The following is a 15141-nucleotide window of genomic DNA, read 5'->3' as shown; positions in this document are numbered from 1 at the left end:
CAACAATGAACAGGAAAAAAATATATGAAGAAGTGGAAGATGTTCTCGCTTCATTTTGCCAAGATTGTTTTTTACGAAAGCATTTTCGAAAAGAGAAGGGGCGTTCGTATGCCCATCAGTTCTGTATTTCAGAGTGTACAGTTGGTGAAAAATTAAAACAGCTGGGAAATGAACTTAGTGACCTTTCGTAACCCTTAAAGTTTTAATAAAAACCAGTGAAGGGATCATTGATTTGCGGGTGGAAAAGGAATGGCGGATCGGACGGATCATCGGTTAATGAAAAAAGAGCTCGATTATAAAAAATCGGGCTCTTCATCATTCTGCTTTACCGAATCGAAATAGGCTTTGAGCATCACTTTATTTTCGCTGAAGTCTGCAATCGTATATTGATCAAGGACCTGTAGAAAAGCATCCAAGGCATTATTAAGGACAAATTTCAATGAACAAACGGGAGAAATCACACAGTTATCGTGATCTTTAAAACATTCCACTAGATAAAAGTCCTCTTCGGTTTTCCGCACCAGTTCCCCTACATTTATGTCAGCAGGTGATTTTGCAAGCCGGAAACCGCCATTTCTTCCGCGTATCGTCTCAATATAGCCTAGTTTACCTAGATTATGAACAATCTTCATCAAATGATTTTTAGATAGTCGATAAACTTCAGAAATCTCTTTTATATTTGATAATTTGCTTTGGTCGTGGGAAGCCAGGTAAATCAACACTCTAAGTGAGTAATCGGAATAACTCGTCAACCTCATGTTTATCGCCTCACATTCTATCCCCATTTGACTATATCATAAATGTGAACATTTTATAAACATGAAAACATAATTTCTAAAAAGATGTATTAAAAATATTGCTTTTAATGCAATTAAGTTCTAATATAAACATGTATTAAAAATACTTGTTTAAGAAGAGGGGTTTATTTATGCTATCCCAGAAAACGATCGATATTATAAAATCAACCGTACCTGTTTTAGAAGTGCATGGTACAACTATAACAACCGTATTCTATAAAAATCTTTTCGAAGCACATCCTGAATTATTAAATGTCTTTAATCATGCCAATCAAAAAAAAGGGCGCCAGCAAAATGCACTAGCCAACACGGTTTTGGCAGCAGCCAAATATATAGATCAGCTTGAAACGATTTTACCTGCAGTGAAGCAAATAGCACAAAAACATAGAAGTCTCGCAGTTAAAGCTGAACATTATCCCATTGTAGGAGAACATCTATTAGGTGCAATCAAGGAAGTATTACAAGATTCGGCCACAGAAGAAATCCTTCAAGCTTGGGGAGAGGCGTATGGAGTCATTGCGGATGTTTTCATTAGCATCGAAAAGGAAATGTACGACGAAGCTTCCAATCAGGTCGGAGGATGGTCTGATTTCAAACGATTCACAGTGGTGGAAAAGTTACGGGAAAGTGACGTAATCACATCCTTTTATCTAAAGCCATCAGATGGAGATAAGGTTCCGGCATTTCTTCCGGGACAATATATTACCGTTCGGATCGAGATACCGGGTGAATCGTACTTATTCAACCGTCAGTATAGTTTATCTGATGTTCCGGGAAAAGATTATTTCCGTATTTCCGTTAAAAAAGAAAAGCCGGGAACCTCACCTGATGGAAGGGTCTCTAACTACTTGCATGAATCCATTCAGATGGGTGACAGTATTGACGTAACGGTTCCTGCAGGTGATTTCACCATCGACTTGGATAAACGAACACCGGCAGTATTCTTGAGCGGAGGCGTTGGCATAACGCCTTTCATGAGCATGGTCCATTCGGTAGCTGAACAAACACCTGAGCGTGATGTACAATTCATTCATGCAACCGATAATGGCCATTTACAGCCGTTCAGAATGGAACTGACAGAACTAGGACACAAGCTTACCAACTATCAATTATCCTTTGTCTTTAAAAATCCGAGTGAGGATGATAAGAACCTCCCGAATTTTGAAAAAGAAGGGTATATTGATAAGGAATTAGTGAGCAGTTTTGTTAAGCCTGAAGCTGATTATTATGTGTGTGGCCCTGTTCCTTTCATGAAGGCGATCATCACTTACCTGAAAGAATTGGGGATAGAAACGGATAAAATTCACTATGAGTTCTTCGGCCCGGCAATGGCGCTTTAATGTTATTCATGTTAGGAAGGTTATTGACATCAAGAAGATTTTTTTGCATACTATATTAAAACAATGAACGTTGAGAGAAGATTAGTATGCGAAAATCACTGTGACAGAGAGCGGGGTCAATTGCTGGAAGACCCGCGACAGGAAAGCGCAGAACCTGCTTCTTGAGTCCTATGCAAAACATAGGCGCAAATCCTGGCGTTATCAGGCAAAGTGGAATGCATGTACTTGCATTCAATGAAGGTGGTACCACGGAGAGCAGCCCTTTTCGTCCTTATTTCGAGGATGAAAAGGGCTTTTTTTCATGTCTAAGATATTTATTGGAGGAAAAATCGATGGAAAAGAAACGCATCGTTGTAAAGATAGGAAGTAGTTCTTTAACCAACACACAAGGTGAAATCGACCAAACAAAATTTTCCGATCATATCCAGGCAGTGGCAGCATTAAGGAAGGCGGGACATGAAGTTGTCCTTGTTTCATCAGGTGCTGTAGCGACAGGTTTTCGCAAGCTCGGTTATCCTACGAGACCTGTCACTCTCAAAGGAAAACAAGCTGCTGCAGCTGTAGGGCAAAGCCTATTGATTCAATCATATATGGAACAATTAGGGCAATTTGGTATCGTTCCGGCGCAGATTTTATTAACAAGGAAAGATTTCTCGAAAAAAGAAAGATATAAAAATGCATATGCAACATTGATGGAATTGCTTGAACGCGGCATCCTCCCGATTATTAATGAAAATGATACAGTATCAGTCGAGGAGTTGACTTTCGGTGATAATGATATGCTATCCGCCTTAGTAAGCGGGTTAGTCCACGCCAACAACTTGATCATTTTAACGGACATTAATGGGCTCTATGATTCCAATCCACAGACAAACCCAGGGGCCAAACGATTTGAAAAGCTTTCCGAAGTAACGTCGGATTTATTGCAAATGGCAGAAGGTGCGGGATCTAATGTTGGAACAGGGGGGATGAAATCGAAACTGATTGCAGCCCAAACTGCATTGTCTCTTGGAGTGAAAGTATTCATCGGTTCTGGTGTGGGGAGCGAAAAACTACTAACTATCCTTGAAGGCAATGGTGATGGCACATATATTGGGAATGATGTCTTGACGACGGTAACGAAAAACAAACAGTGGATATCCCTTCATTCACAAGTATCCGGAAAAATTTTCGTTGATGAAGGTGCCGAAAGGGCTTTAGTTTCAAATGGGAGCAGTCTACTACCAGCTGGAATTTATGAAATTAAAGGAGTATTCAATAAGGGGGATGTCGTCGAGGTCTTTGGTGCAAATGGGTTATTGGGCAGGGGTGAGGTCCTTTATTCCGACGAAGAATTAAAACAGGCTATGGGCAAGCGGACAACCGAGCTTGTGATCACTTCCATAGAAGTGATCCATCGCGATAAATGGGTGAGAGCATAGGTAATCAATTTTAGAGAAAGAAAAGGGGGCATTAAAATGAGTGAAGTGACTGCGAAAGGAAAGGCAGCCAAAAAAGCCAGTTATCAGCTAATTGGATTGACTACGGAAAAGAAGAATGAGGCACTTGGAAAAATTGCTAAGCAAATTGTTAACGATAAAGATCATTTGATAAAAGAAAATCAAAAGGATCTAGAAGAAGGCAGGAAAAAAGGTTTCAGTGAGTCGATATTAGATCGAATAATGTTAAATGTTAATCGTATTGATGACATGGCAGCTGCAATTAGGCTTTTAATCGATTTAAAAGATCCAATTGGAGAAAAATTGGAGACTATCGAAAAAGAAAATGGTTTATTGATTAAAAAGTTACGAGTGCCGATCGGTGTAATCGGAATGATTTATGAAGCAAGGCCAAATGTGACCATCGATGCAGCTACATTATCCTTGAAAACGGGGAATGCGGTCCTTTTAAGAGGCAGCTCTTCAGCCAAATACTCCAATATGGCACTGATCTCTTCCATTCATAAGGCTTTAGAGAATACGGAAATTCCTGTAGAGGCTATTCAGTTAATCGAGGATACGAGTCGGGAATCCGCTAAGGAACTTTTTCACCTTAATGAGTATTTAGATGTTTTGATTCCTCGTGGTGGAAAGAATTTAATTGAAACGGTCATTAAGGAGTCCACTGTTCCCGTCCTTGAAACGGGATCAGGCAATTGCCATATCTTCATCGATCAGACAGCAGATGTCACGATGGTCGAGAAAATTGTCTTAAACGGTAAAACACAGCGACCTTCCGTATGCAATGCAATTGAGGGCCTTCTTATTCACGAAAAATGGTTTGAAGAAAATGGAAAGCTGATTTTGGAAATCCTGGATGAAAAGGGTATTGAAGTATATGGAGACGAAATGGTTTGCAGCGCTTTTCCAAGAGCGAAAAAGGCAACGGAGGATGATTGGTCAACAGAGTACCTAGCATTAAAAATCAGCGTGAAAATTGTAAACGGTGTATCGGATGCAATTGAACACATTAACCGATACGGTTCCAAGCATTCTGAAGCAATCCTAACGGGAGATGAACAAAACGCTTCCGTATTTTTGAATAAAGTAGATGCGGCAGCAGTTTATCACAATGCTTCCACCCGTTTTACCGATGGTTTTGAATTCGGTTATGGTGCAGAAATCGGCATTTCCACACAAAAGCTCCATGCACGTGGACCAATGGGTTTACCGGCCTTAACATCAAGCAAGTATTACATTTATGGTCAGGGGCAAACCAGGGAGTGAAATTCATTTTTCCATCGTAGGTTATTAAAACTCAATTAAGGGTATTGTATAATACATTACTTTTAAAGGAGCAGATACCATGGACAATAGGTTTATAGCAATATATGAGAATGAAAATGAAGCAACTTCAGCAGTCGAAAATTTAAAGGAACAAGGATATACATCCGATCAAATATCAGTAGTTGCCAAAAAAATTGATAAATTACCAAATGAAGCCGAGGAAGTCAGCCCAACAAAGCCTGATGGATTCGTAGCAGGGGCAGCGGCGGGCGGAGCTGTCGGTTTGACAGGCTTACTTATTGGAATGAGTGCATTAGCAATACCTGGAATCGGTCCGATTTTGGCAGCAGGCCCGATTTTCGCCACTTTTGGCGGAGCCGCTGCCGGGGCAGCTTCAGGAGCAGGCGGATTGAGGAAGCCATTATTGAATATTGGACTGGAGGAAGCTGAAGTCGATCGATATGTGGAAGATATCAAGTCCGGAAAAATCCTTGTCATTGCAGATCCCGTTTTAAGTAAATGAATTTCGTAAGAAAAATCCCCTTATGACCTCTCATAAGGGGATTTATTTTGTCCTTCTTTATTCATTATGGAAAGATTTATTCTTCCTTTGTTGTTCTTCCGCAAGAAACTCCAAAAAGACATTCATTGCAGATAGCGGCTGCTCATTTACCTTTTTATAGTAATTACTTTTCCTGGCATCGGTTAAGTAGTTGCTTTCTTTCATTCTCTCCAGCATATGCTTCTGGCTCATTTTCACTATTTCTTTTTGGTTGTGTTTGTTTTCCTTTAAAAGGGCAAATCCTATAGCACCCACTAATGCATATATTGCAAGAGCAATTTTAGAGATTGGGTATGAGTCGTTTTTAAATAAAAGAAAAAATAGATTTATGATGGAAAACCCTATCATTACGGTTGAAAAAAAACTGTATTTCATATTTTTCTTCAATAATGGGGACAGTTTTGATTGAAGTTTTTCGATTTCGGATTGCATGAAACGCGGTATATTATTTATCTTTATATTCATTGTTTCCTCCTTAATATGCATTCTTGAAATATGAAATTTGTATTGGTTACCTTTTGTTTCATTTCATGGTCGGTACGGTATATTTTACACGAATTTTTTAAGGAATCAGGAAAAGGAACCTAATTGTCTATATCTTATCGCTTAGAAACTGATTTGTCATTTATTATACTTCAATATTAAGGAATCAATCTGGGGATAAAGTAAAAAAGAAGAAAGATAAAAAGCTCCTTGAATATGATTTTCCTAAACTCAAAAAAAGATGCCTTGCTATTATTAAAAAAATTTGTTAGTATCATAAAATAACTCATTGACCGTTTTGTTTAACTAGTCAGTTCGAGGTGATATATGTCAATTGACAGGAAAAAGTTAATATTAGAAGCTGCGACAAAGTCTTTTTCACTCTTTGGTTATAAAGCTACAACAATGGAACAAGTAGCCAAAATTGCAAATGTCGGAAAAGGGACCATCTATACCTTTTATGCCAATAAAGAGCAATTGTTTAAAGAGATTGTGTTACGAATGATTGAAGAAATGAAAAATGAGGCTGAGCAGTCAATTAAACCAAACTTAACCTTTTATGAAAACCTGCATAGTGCACTATATCGAATCTTAGAATTCAGAAAGGAGCATCAATTATCACTGAAGCTATTTCAGGAAGAAAAAGAAATGGGAACGCCAGCCGTTTTACAAATGTTAAATGAAATGGAAATAGCGATTATTTCTTATATTAAGGAAAAAATTAAATTAGCTATCGAAAAGAAAGATATTTCTCCATGTAATCCTGAAATAACAGCTTTTATCATGTTGAAGATTTATTTAGCACTTATATTCGACCGGGAAAGAAATCATAAACCACTTGAAAAAGAAGAAATAGCAGAACTATTTCAGTTATATTTGTTTAACGGATTGGCTGTCACTCATGATAGTCCTTATTATTTGTAAAAAAATGACCAAATGAACTAAATGGTCAATCATACTTAGGGGGAAATTCTTTGAAATCTAGTTTAATAAAACAGGAGTTACTTGGCCTGTTTAAAAATAAAAAACTGCTTATTCCGATTATCGCAATTCTGTTTATTCCTATTTTGTATAGTGGCATGTTCTTATGGGCTTTTTGGGATCCATATGATCGTCTTGAAGATTTACCAGTTGCCATTGTTAATAATGACTCCGGTGCTGAGTTAGAGGGAGAAGAAATAAAACTAGGAGATGAATTTGTAGAAAAACTGAAGAAAAGTAAGGACTTTAATTTTCAGTTTGTTGATCGTAAAACAGGCTACAAAAACTTAGAGGATCAAAAATATTATTTACTAGTAGAAGTTCCAGATAATTTTTCAAAAAACGCGACGACGTTAATGGATGAAAAGCCGAAAAAACTTGAATTAAAGTATGTTCCAAATGAAAGCTTTAACTTCTTATCAGCTCAAATAGGAGAAACAGCAGTTCAAAAAATCCAAATGGCTCTTGCAGAAAAAGTAACTGAGACATATGCAGAGACCATGTTTGACATCATTACTGAAATGGGCGAAGGGTTTCAGTCAACGGATGAAGCAGCTGGGAAACTGAAAGATGGAATCCTGGACGTTGATAATGGTGCAAAAACTTTAGAAGAAAAATTAACATCATTAGCTGAGAAACAAGTTGAATTTACAGGTGGTACCAAGAAAGTTCAGGATGGTACCGTTGAGTTACAAAAAGGAGCAAAAACTCTTGCTGATGGTTTAGGTCAGTTATCTAACGCTCAAAAACAATTGATTGACGGAGCGAAAAAGGCAGAAGATGGGGCAGGAAGCCTTCAAGCTGGTATTGAAAAAACTCATACTGGCATTGGTACAGTTGAAGAAAAGATGAATGAACTTGTTTCAGGTACGGAAAAAATCCATGATGGAAGTAAGCAACTGACAGGTTCCTTGCAACAGTTAGAGTCAGGTTCAAATAGCTTAGCTGATGGAGCATCAGGATTGAAAGAAGGTGTATCGACTCTTCAATCGACCTTAGACCCATATTTGGGGGCTTTACCAAAAGAACAGCAAGATGCCTTGAAGCAAGCATTTGATAATTTATCAGCTGGCGCTACAAAGCTTGAATCAGGGAATAAAGAGCTTGCTAATTCTGCCGGTCAGATTCAAGCAGGTGCCTCTAGCCTTTCTGAAAATATTTCGACCCTGAATAGTGGCCAAAAAGCACTTCAAACAGGTGTCTCTCAATTAAATGAAGGAGCAGGTCAATTAGAAACAGGGGCTGCTCAATTAAAAGAAGGTCAATCTCAATTAAGAGTAGGTCTAGTAACATTCGGTGAGAAATTATCAGAAGCAGCAACCGGTAGCCAAAACCTCGCTTCAGGTTCAGTGACACTTGCAGATGGAGTCAATCAGCTTACAGCAGGATCGGCAGCATTAGCAGATGGATCTAGTCAATTAGCGGATGGTTCTAGTAAAATTGTAAGTGGAACAAGTAAGTTGGCGGAAGGGTCGACAGAGTTTAAGGATAAAATCAATAAAGCGGCTAAAGATTCAGCAGATATTAATGCTAGTGAAGAAACGTATAACATGGTTGCAGAACCTGTTAAGGTTGAAAAAGAAAGCATCAATAAAGTTCCGAACTATGGAACTGGTTTTGCTCCTTACTTCCTATCATTAGGTTTGTTTGTAGGTGCATTATTGCTCTCAATTGTCTTTCCATTAAGAGAGCCGATTGGAATTCCGAAAAACGGGTTCACTTGGTTCTTAAGTAAATTTGGCATTATTGCTGCAGTAGGTATTATCCAAGCAATTATAGCCTCAGGATTAACATTAGTACTGCTTGATATGGAAGTGAAAAGTGTACCGTTATTCGTAATGTTCTCGATTATAACGAGTTTGGTATTCATTACATTGATTCAGTTGCTTGTAACAACATTGGGAGATCCAGGTCGTTTCATCGCGATTGTTATCTTGATCTTACAATTAACGACAAGTGCTGGAACATTCCCACTTGAATTAATACCAGAACCATTACAAATATTCAATAATTGGTTACCGATGACCTTCTCAGTTAGAGGGTTTAAAGAGGTTATATCAAGTGGTAACTTTGGTTTGATGTGGCAAAACGTCTATGTTTTACTTGGCTTTACAATTAGCTTTATGATATTGACATTACTTTACTTTGTCGTTAAGCATAAGAAAAGCTATTCAGGAGTAAGCGAAACTACAGAAAATTAAACACAAACAAAAGAACGATTCCTCTTAAAGGAATCGTTCTTTTTGCGTGCAGCAGTAGATGAATAAAGTCTATATTTAGGTCAAATATTTGAGATTCGTACACTTTAATCATGAAAAAATCTGTATTTAGTAAATTTTCATTGTTAATAAATCTCCGAATCTTTACCTATCTTTTAATCTTGTGCTCTCACTAGCTTTTTAACAAGTTAATGAATATTACGTAGAAAACAAGTGAAGTAAATAACCATTTCAATTTATATTGACAAACCCTTTATTGGCTTGAATAAATGTCCCTTTGTTTATTTCCCCCCCAATTCCAGCAAGAACAAATCTTGACGCTAAACAGTGGAAGGAATAATAGTTTTAATTTTCACCAATTCCGTTAAGGAGATATTAGACTCCAACCGGTCTAAAGGAGGAGCTGTCACTTTAGGCGATAATTTGCACTTATTTTAAGTGCTATTTTGCACATGCAGCTTTAAAACCCAGCTACCTTCATAAGAGGTTAGCTGGGTTTCTTCATTGTTACTGTTTTTCTAAATACCGATAAATCGTTGTTCGAGATACACCCCATTTTTCTGCGACGTCTTTAATCGGGGTACCATTTTCAATTAGTGACTTCATCATTTCAATATCTTTCGGTCCAAATTTTTCAGGACGTCCTCCAAGACGACCACGTGATCTAGCTGCAGCTCGTCCGGCAGCCGAACGTTCCTCAATTAAATTACGTTCAAATTCCGCAAATGCCGCAAACAAATGAAACATCAATTGGCCTGTGGCATTACTTTTGTCCATTGTTAAATTTTCTTTCAGACTGTGAAAGCCCACACCACGTTCATTTATGCTATTCACAAGTTGAATTAAATCTTGCATATTGCGTCCTAATCGATCCAATCGCCAAACAACAATCGTATCGCCTTCACGTGCATACTGAAGTGCTTCCTCTAAACCAGGACGCAGTCTTTTTGCCCCACTCATTTTATCGTGAAAAATTTTGGAACACCCATATTGCGTAAGAGCGTCCATCTGTAAATCTAAATTTTGTAATCCCGTCGACACACGTGAATATCCAATTAACACTCAAATCACTCTTTCTTATTTTTCCTTTATATATATTGTAACATAAGATAAAAAGAGATAGGTTGTTGAACATAGTATAGTGAACAGAGTTTTGTTGCAAGAAAGGCAATAAAAAACGTCCTTTTCAAATCGAACAGTGGTGTGTTCAGAAAAGGACGAGTTTTGGAACAAATAATAAAATGTGTGCTTTTTTAATTTTGTTCAGCAATCGGGCCATTTTCTTGAACAAAAGTTTTAAAGAAAATTCGCCACAGTCTAAGGACCAAAAAGCATCATCCCCTGACACGTTTCATATAAACGGTTGGGGAGCGAAACAGGATTCATTCATTGGTTTACAGGCCGAAAATATATTGGGTCAAAGATTTATTTATGTTCGGTAAATTTAAAAAGACAAGACACTTAAATATTAGGTGTCTTTCAGATTTAATATTTTTCAGAAAATTCAGCATTCCTATTGTTTGGGATATATTCCCATTGTATACTTTTGATAGGTACCAACTAGTTGCTATTAGAAAAATAACACTTATAAAGGAGTTGATTTAATGACATTATCTCAAGGATTTTGACAATATTTCTTTGGATGGGAACCACGATATTGTATATAGGTTAAATTAATATTTTTATAGAGGAGATTATCACGATGAAAAAAAAAGTAAAAAGTATGTTGAGTTTTTTATTGATCTTTGCAATGGTTTTCAGCGGATTTGGGCAAGCGGCGGATGCCAAGGGTAATAACCAAGCTAATCAAGGAAAAAATAAGAATTCTAGTGAGCAAAATGTAAAACAGTGGTTAAGTGAATATGAATTCTATGAAGATACCAGAGATGCAAAAATCTATGATAAGGTGGCAATAAATGAATTAAAGCGTTTCGCAAAAGTCATAAAAGATACGAATGCTAAGTTTGATTCAAATGCACTAAAAGGGGAATTTGATAAAACCGGAGACGTTAAGCAAAAAGGTATGAATGACCTTGATAGGTTTGAACAATTGATTAACCAATATGAACAAGCAGTTCAAGAGGAGTATATAAAAGGAGTGGTTCTAAAAAGTGATCGGCTCTTGGAAATCAAACATAGGTTAACAATATATCTATGGGGGTATGTATCAAAAAACGATTTTAATGAACCAACGGAAGTATTACTTGCAGATATACTCTTTAATTTTTATTTATCGGATAAAATTGTCAATAAAAATGCGATCGGCATCTTAAAGGATATCTCCGATCAAGCAGATCACAAAGGAAATAAAATAAAAGCTCATTTGAATAACGCTGTGAAAATGTCTGAAAAAGGTAATGAGTTTCTAGAAAAAGATCTAGCTATCCCTGCATCAAAATCCTATCAAAATGCATATAAACAAGTGTTATTCGGACTTGAAAAAGCTGGCTACTCATTTAACACAGAATTCTTTGAATCTACCTCTGACACGGATGGGGACACGATAACAGATGGAACAGAATTCCTAGAGGGAATGAATCCATTTAAAAAGGATACAGATGGTGATGGATTAAAGGACAATATTGAATATGAGGTTAATTCATTTATTTCCCCGACAAAATATGATTCAGATGGTAATGGCATAAGTGATGCAGATGAAGATCTCGATGAAGACGGCCTGAGTAATAAAGACGAGCAAGCATATCAAACAAATTTAATTAAGGAAGATTCAGACCAAGATGGTTTAACTGACGGATTTGAAGTACATAAGTTTAAATCATTACCTCATAAAGTTGATACAGATGGCGATGGGTTAAGTGATGGAGATGAATATGCTTTAAAGACAAATCCGAATGCTGCAGACAGCGATGGTGACGGAATCGAGGATTCACAAAAACTCCGTAAACAATCGATTCGTAAATCATTGATTCAGCCTGATAAATCAGAAATTAAAAGTGTAGAAGTTAGTTTTAGTGCAAAGGGTAATATTAATAAAACAACTAGAATTAGCAGCACAAACAACGTTAAAACAACTAATTTACACGGTATTATTGGTTCTCCTGTAAGCATCACTACGAAATCAGAATTTGAGAAAGCAAGCATTACGTTTACTTATGATGAAGCGAAGCTGGGAGACACAGCGGAAAATGATTTAGGCATCATTTGGTACAATGAAGAGAAGGAAATGTATGAAGGTCTTAACGCTGAATTAGATGCAAGTAAGAATACATTAAGTGTGGAAACGACTCACTTTGGCGAATTTCTGGTTGTTGATAAGAAAAAATGGCTGGAGCTTTGGAGCAGGGAAATAGACTACTCTGGGGCGCATGGTGAAAATGAAACGCTGGCAATGAGAACAGGTGGAAAGAACAGTCAAGTTACCATCGATACAACAGATTCAGATGGCGATGGCTTATACGACATCTATGAAACGAAGGGAATGAAAACACCATACGGTATCATCTACTCAGACCCTAACAAGAAAGATAGTGACGGAGATGGATTAACCGATGGGGAAGAAATGGGTCCGTTCCAATCATTCACGGTAAACATTTTTGGAGTTACGATTCATTTTGAAGGTTTCTTTCCAACGAGTTTTCCTGACCGAAAAGATAGTGACGGAGATGGAAAGCTGGATAATGAGGATTCGAGACCGTTGGACTCTAATTTTTCCGATACAGTCATTTTTCAATCAGATCGGCCAGAAGGCTATGATGAAAATGGAAATGTAGCGAATGATATGAAAACAAATGATTATACAGAAGATGAAATAAAAGACATTAGCTGGATGTTTAGACTCCAATTACTTGAATCGAATTTCCCGAGTATTCTCTTTTATGAGTTAGAGGATATGTCAACAAGCTTGTTTGCCATGGGAGATATGGAAGACGTAATTTTAGATATGATTAATCACTTTAGGGAGGGGTCCGGTAAAGAGTATCGCGACCAGACTTTAACGAAAGAAGCAAAAGAGCATGAAACAACGAAAGCCTATGTTGAATTTGTCAAAAAGGCCTTAGTGGATGAGCTAAAGAAAAATGGAGGTAATCTGGCAGCACTTAAGTTTGATCAGAGTACAAAGAATACAAATGAATTTTATAATTATATCCAGAGAAATGCTAGCTACCCGACGTTTAGCACTTGGAATGATCGTATAGGCGGACTGACCATTACAGTAAATGATACTTGGGGGAATACGGTATCCGTAAAAGATTTTTCAGTAGAGAATAATCGCTTTAAAGGAGTCATGCGTGTTCGTTTATATGATCATTTTGGGCTGGATCAGCCAGATGTGGAGAAGGTGTATAAGAACTTAGCAGGATTCCGTTCCTGGTTTGTCTTACAGCACTTTGATGAATATGATGGTAAATATAAGCCTTTTGTTACGGTAATGGAAATGGATATACCATTTGAAGGAGATTTGAGTGATTAAAGTTATTGTAAAAATTATAGTTTTGATGATTTGTATACTCTTCATTCCATTAAACTTAATGGGATGTACAAAGAATAAGGAATCAAGCGGGGAAACAAAAATTTTCGAAATTGCCAATACAGAAGAGGTCGTTGATAAAAAGGATGAAGAAGTGGTAACTCTTAGGAAGCATTATATGATTCTAAATCCACCAAAAGATCTAACAGAGTTGAAAGAATTAGTTGAAACATACAGTAAGGAACATCCAGTTGAAGGTGAAATGAAAGCAATAGAAGGCAAGAACAGGATTTTTGATCTATCCTTTTATAGGGAAAGTGAGGATTTGCCTAGAGACTGGCAGCCTGATGAAGGTTACATGAATACAGATCGGCTGGAACATCATAAGAATGATCTAATTGCCTATATCATTTGGTCAGATGCTGAACCACAAAAGGAATACACTGTTTATGATAAAAGTAAAGAAGGAAAGGTCATGAAGCAGATGCATTTTATAGGGGATTAGCTTGTTGAGTGACACACTATCTATACACTAAAAAATAAAGAAATGGAAATTGTTAGAAACTACAACAGGAACACTACATGATAGACTGGGGATCACTATGAATATTTTCCATAGTGGCCCTCATTACTCGAATCGTTTCCATACCCTATTAAAACTTTAATATTCCATAATACCAGCTAATATAATTTTTTCTTTGTTCCGTTAAAGGGTGCTATTCCGGAGTAAGATAAAAGTCCAATTTCTTAATTTTAATGTTGAGAAATTGGGCTTTTTATATTTATTTATAGTGCAAAATAGCGTTTAAAATGGGTGCAAAATAACTCCTAAAGTGACATTTTTTGGTTATTTATTCTTGTTTTACGTCTAAATTGTTAGTCTATAATTATATGTATAAAACATTTAAGACTTTTAGACAAAGGGTGATACATTTTGTTAATTGGTTATGCAAGAGTTTCAACTACTGGCCAGGATTTAGAAACGCAAAAGGAAATATTGGCAAATGAAGGGTGCGAAAAGCTTTTTGTTGAGAAAGTAACTGGAACAAGTACCAAACAAAGAACTCAACTTTATTAAGCTATGGAATTTGCGCGAGAAGGAGATACATTAGTGGTAACAAAAATAGATCGTTTAGCTCGTTCTATTATGGACTTAAATAAAATAGTTCAAGGGTTGGCTGAAAAAGGGGTTAAAGTTAGATTTGTGAAAGAGGATATGAAGTTTGATGGTTCAAACGAAGGAAATAGCTTACAAACACTCCTTTTTAATATTTTAGGTTCTTTCGCACAATTTGAACGTGATCTTATTGTAGAAAGAACTACAGAAGGTCGGGAGAGAGCAAAAAAGCAAGGTAAACATATGGGAAGACCAGGACAAGATGAAAAGACTTTAAAACGAGCTATTAAGCTTTATAATGAACGTGAAACAAACGGAATGAGTGTAAATGACATAGTAAAAGCTACAGGAGTTCCACGTTCCACCTTATATGCTAAAAGGTAATGGGGTTGCTGTGGCAGCTCTTTTCTTTATGCAACTATCGGGGCAGATTAGCATTCCTGTAGAGCGTTATTTTTCAGCTTTGAAAAAAATAGGGCTCCTCAGTAAGATATGAGTAAGACACCAC

At 37.0% G+C, this 15141-nt stretch carries 12 protein-coding genes, 1 pseudogene and 1 other annotated feature; of the genes and pseudogenes, 10 read left to right on the top strand and 3 right to left on the bottom strand.

Going from position 1 to position 15141, the window contains the following annotated elements; all coding sequences use genetic code 11:
- Positions 1–5 precede the first annotated feature (5 nt).
- Positions 6–191: a zinc-finger domain-containing protein gene (locus ACFX4X_RS21335; protein ID WP_061463808.1), complete on the top strand. Its 186-nt coding sequence runs from the start codon at positions 6–8 to the stop codon at positions 189–191.
- A gap of 102 nt (positions 192–293) precedes the next feature.
- On the opposite strand, the gene ACFX4X_RS21330 is transcribed toward ACFX4X_RS21335, so the two are convergent.
- Positions 294–758, bottom strand: coding sequence for an RrF2 family transcriptional regulator (locus tag ACFX4X_RS21330; RefSeq protein WP_377386202.1), 465 nt, complete (start codon positions 756–758; stop codon positions 294–296).
- A 170-nt stretch (positions 759–928) separates the two neighbouring features.
- Here ACFX4X_RS21330 and hmpA point away from each other — a divergent pair, with 170 nt between their 5' ends.
- The 4 genes from hmpA (at position 929) to ACFX4X_RS21310 (ending at position 5365) form a co-directional block, all read left to right on the top strand.
- Positions 929–2137 (top strand): NO-inducible flavohemoprotein, encoded by a 1209-nt coding sequence (hmpA, locus tag ACFX4X_RS21325; RefSeq protein WP_377386199.1) that lies wholly within the window; start codon positions 929–931, stop codon positions 2135–2137.
- A gap of 61 nt (positions 2138–2198) precedes the next feature.
- Positions 2199–2413, top strand: a binding site (T-box leader).
- Positions 2414–2469: 56 nt separating this feature from the next.
- The gene (gene proB, locus ACFX4X_RS21320; RefSeq protein ID WP_284470364.1) at positions 2470–3558 is read left to right on the top strand and encodes a glutamate 5-kinase; all 1089 of its coding nucleotides are present in this window, start codon (positions 2470–2472) and stop codon (positions 3556–3558) included.
- 36 nt (positions 3559–3594) lie between these two features.
- Positions 3595–4842, top strand: a complete 1248-nt coding sequence (locus ACFX4X_RS21315) for a glutamate-5-semialdehyde dehydrogenase (protein ID WP_377386196.1) — start codon at positions 3595–3597, stop codon at positions 4840–4842.
- Between the two features lie 79 nt (positions 4843–4921).
- Positions 4922–5365 (top strand): general stress protein, encoded by a 444-nt coding sequence (locus tag ACFX4X_RS21310; RefSeq protein WP_089363210.1) that lies wholly within the window; start codon positions 4922–4924, stop codon positions 5363–5365.
- A gap of 57 nt (positions 5366–5422) precedes the next feature.
- Here ACFX4X_RS21310 and ACFX4X_RS21305 read toward each other — a convergent pair whose 3' ends face one another.
- Positions 5423–5869, bottom strand: coding sequence for a DUF5392 family protein (locus ACFX4X_RS21305; RefSeq protein WP_284470365.1), 447 nt, complete (start codon positions 5867–5869; stop codon positions 5423–5425).
- Between the two features lie 345 nt (positions 5870–6214).
- On the opposite strand from ACFX4X_RS21305, the gene ACFX4X_RS21300 reads away from it, so the two are divergent.
- Together ACFX4X_RS21300 and ACFX4X_RS21295 are read left to right on the top strand one after the other, a co-directional pair.
- Complete coding sequence (locus tag ACFX4X_RS21300) at positions 6215–6811, top strand: TetR/AcrR family transcriptional regulator (RefSeq protein ID WP_377386192.1); 597 nt, start codon at positions 6215–6217, stop codon at positions 6809–6811.
- A 50-nt stretch (positions 6812–6861) separates the two neighbouring features.
- The gene (locus ACFX4X_RS21295; protein WP_377386189.1) at positions 6862–9069 is read left to right on the top strand and encodes a YhgE/Pip family protein; all 2208 of its coding nucleotides are present in this window, start codon (positions 6862–6864) and stop codon (positions 9067–9069) included.
- Positions 9070–9594: 525 nt separating this feature from the next.
- Here ACFX4X_RS21295 and ACFX4X_RS21290 read toward each other — a convergent pair.
- A complete protein-coding gene (locus tag ACFX4X_RS21290) occupies positions 9595–10149 on the bottom strand; it encodes a recombinase family protein (RefSeq protein ID WP_377386187.1) in 555 nt (184 codons plus the stop codon).
- Positions 10150–10789: 640 nt separating this feature from the next.
- Between ACFX4X_RS21290 and ACFX4X_RS21285 the strand changes: the two genes are divergently transcribed.
- The 3 genes and pseudogenes from ACFX4X_RS21285 to ACFX4X_RS21275 all read left to right on the top strand — a co-directional run bounded on the left by ACFX4X_RS21285 (position 10790) and on the right by ACFX4X_RS21275 (position 15017).
- Positions 10790–13519 carry a DUF3289 family protein gene (locus ACFX4X_RS21285; RefSeq protein ID WP_377386185.1) on the top strand — a complete coding sequence of 910 codons (2730 nt, stop codon included), beginning with the start codon at positions 10790–10792 and terminating at the stop codon, positions 13517–13519.
- Complete coding sequence (locus ACFX4X_RS21280; RefSeq protein ID WP_377386183.1) at positions 13512–14021, top strand: hypothetical protein; 510 nt, start codon at positions 13512–13514, stop codon at positions 14019–14021. Before ACFX4X_RS21285 ends, ACFX4X_RS21280 begins: the two co-directional genes overlap by 8 nt.
- 426 nt (positions 14022–14447) lie before the next feature.
- Positions 14448–15017, top strand: a pseudogene (locus tag ACFX4X_RS21275) (recombinase family protein).
- Positions 15018–15141 lie beyond the last annotated feature (124 nt).

Source organism: Peribacillus sp. YIM B13481, assembly GCF_042787985.1.
In the GTDB taxonomy this organism is placed as follows: Bacteria; Bacillota; Bacilli; order Bacillales; family DSM-1321; genus Peribacillus; species Peribacillus simplex_A.
The sequence above is the reverse complement of the archived record's forward strand: the minus strand, read 5'-3'. Positions and strand labels throughout refer to the sequence as shown.

Bases quoted from the DNA above. Each gene is read 5' to 3' on its own strand.
- ACFX4X_RS21335 (WP_061463808.1), top strand. From the start codon at position 6: ATGAACAGGAAAAAAATATATGAAGAAGTGGAAGATGTTCTCGCTTCA.
- ACFX4X_RS21330 (WP_377386202.1), bottom strand. From the start codon at position 758: ATGAGGTTGACGAGTTATTCCGATTACTCACTTAGAGTGTTGATTTAC.
- hmpA (WP_377386199.1), top strand. From the start codon at position 929: ATGCTATCCCAGAAAACGATCGATATTATAAAATCAACCGTACCTGTT.
- proB (WP_284470364.1), top strand. From the start codon at position 2,470: ATGGAAAAGAAACGCATCGTTGTAAAGATAGGAAGTAGTTCTTTAACC.
- ACFX4X_RS21315 (WP_377386196.1), top strand. From the start codon at position 3,595: ATGAGTGAAGTGACTGCGAAAGGAAAGGCAGCCAAAAAAGCCAGTTAT.
- ACFX4X_RS21310 (WP_089363210.1), top strand. From the start codon at position 4,922: ATGGACAATAGGTTTATAGCAATATATGAGAATGAAAATGAAGCAACT.
- ACFX4X_RS21305 (WP_284470365.1), bottom strand. From the start codon at position 5,869: ATGAATATAAAGATAAATAATATACCGCGTTTCATGCAATCCGAAATC.
- ACFX4X_RS21300 (WP_377386192.1), top strand. From the start codon at position 6,215: ATGTCAATTGACAGGAAAAAGTTAATATTAGAAGCTGCGACAAAGTCT.
- ACFX4X_RS21285 (WP_377386185.1), top strand. From the start codon at position 10,790: ATGAAAAAAAAAGTAAAAAGTATGTTGAGTTTTTTATTGATCTTTGCA.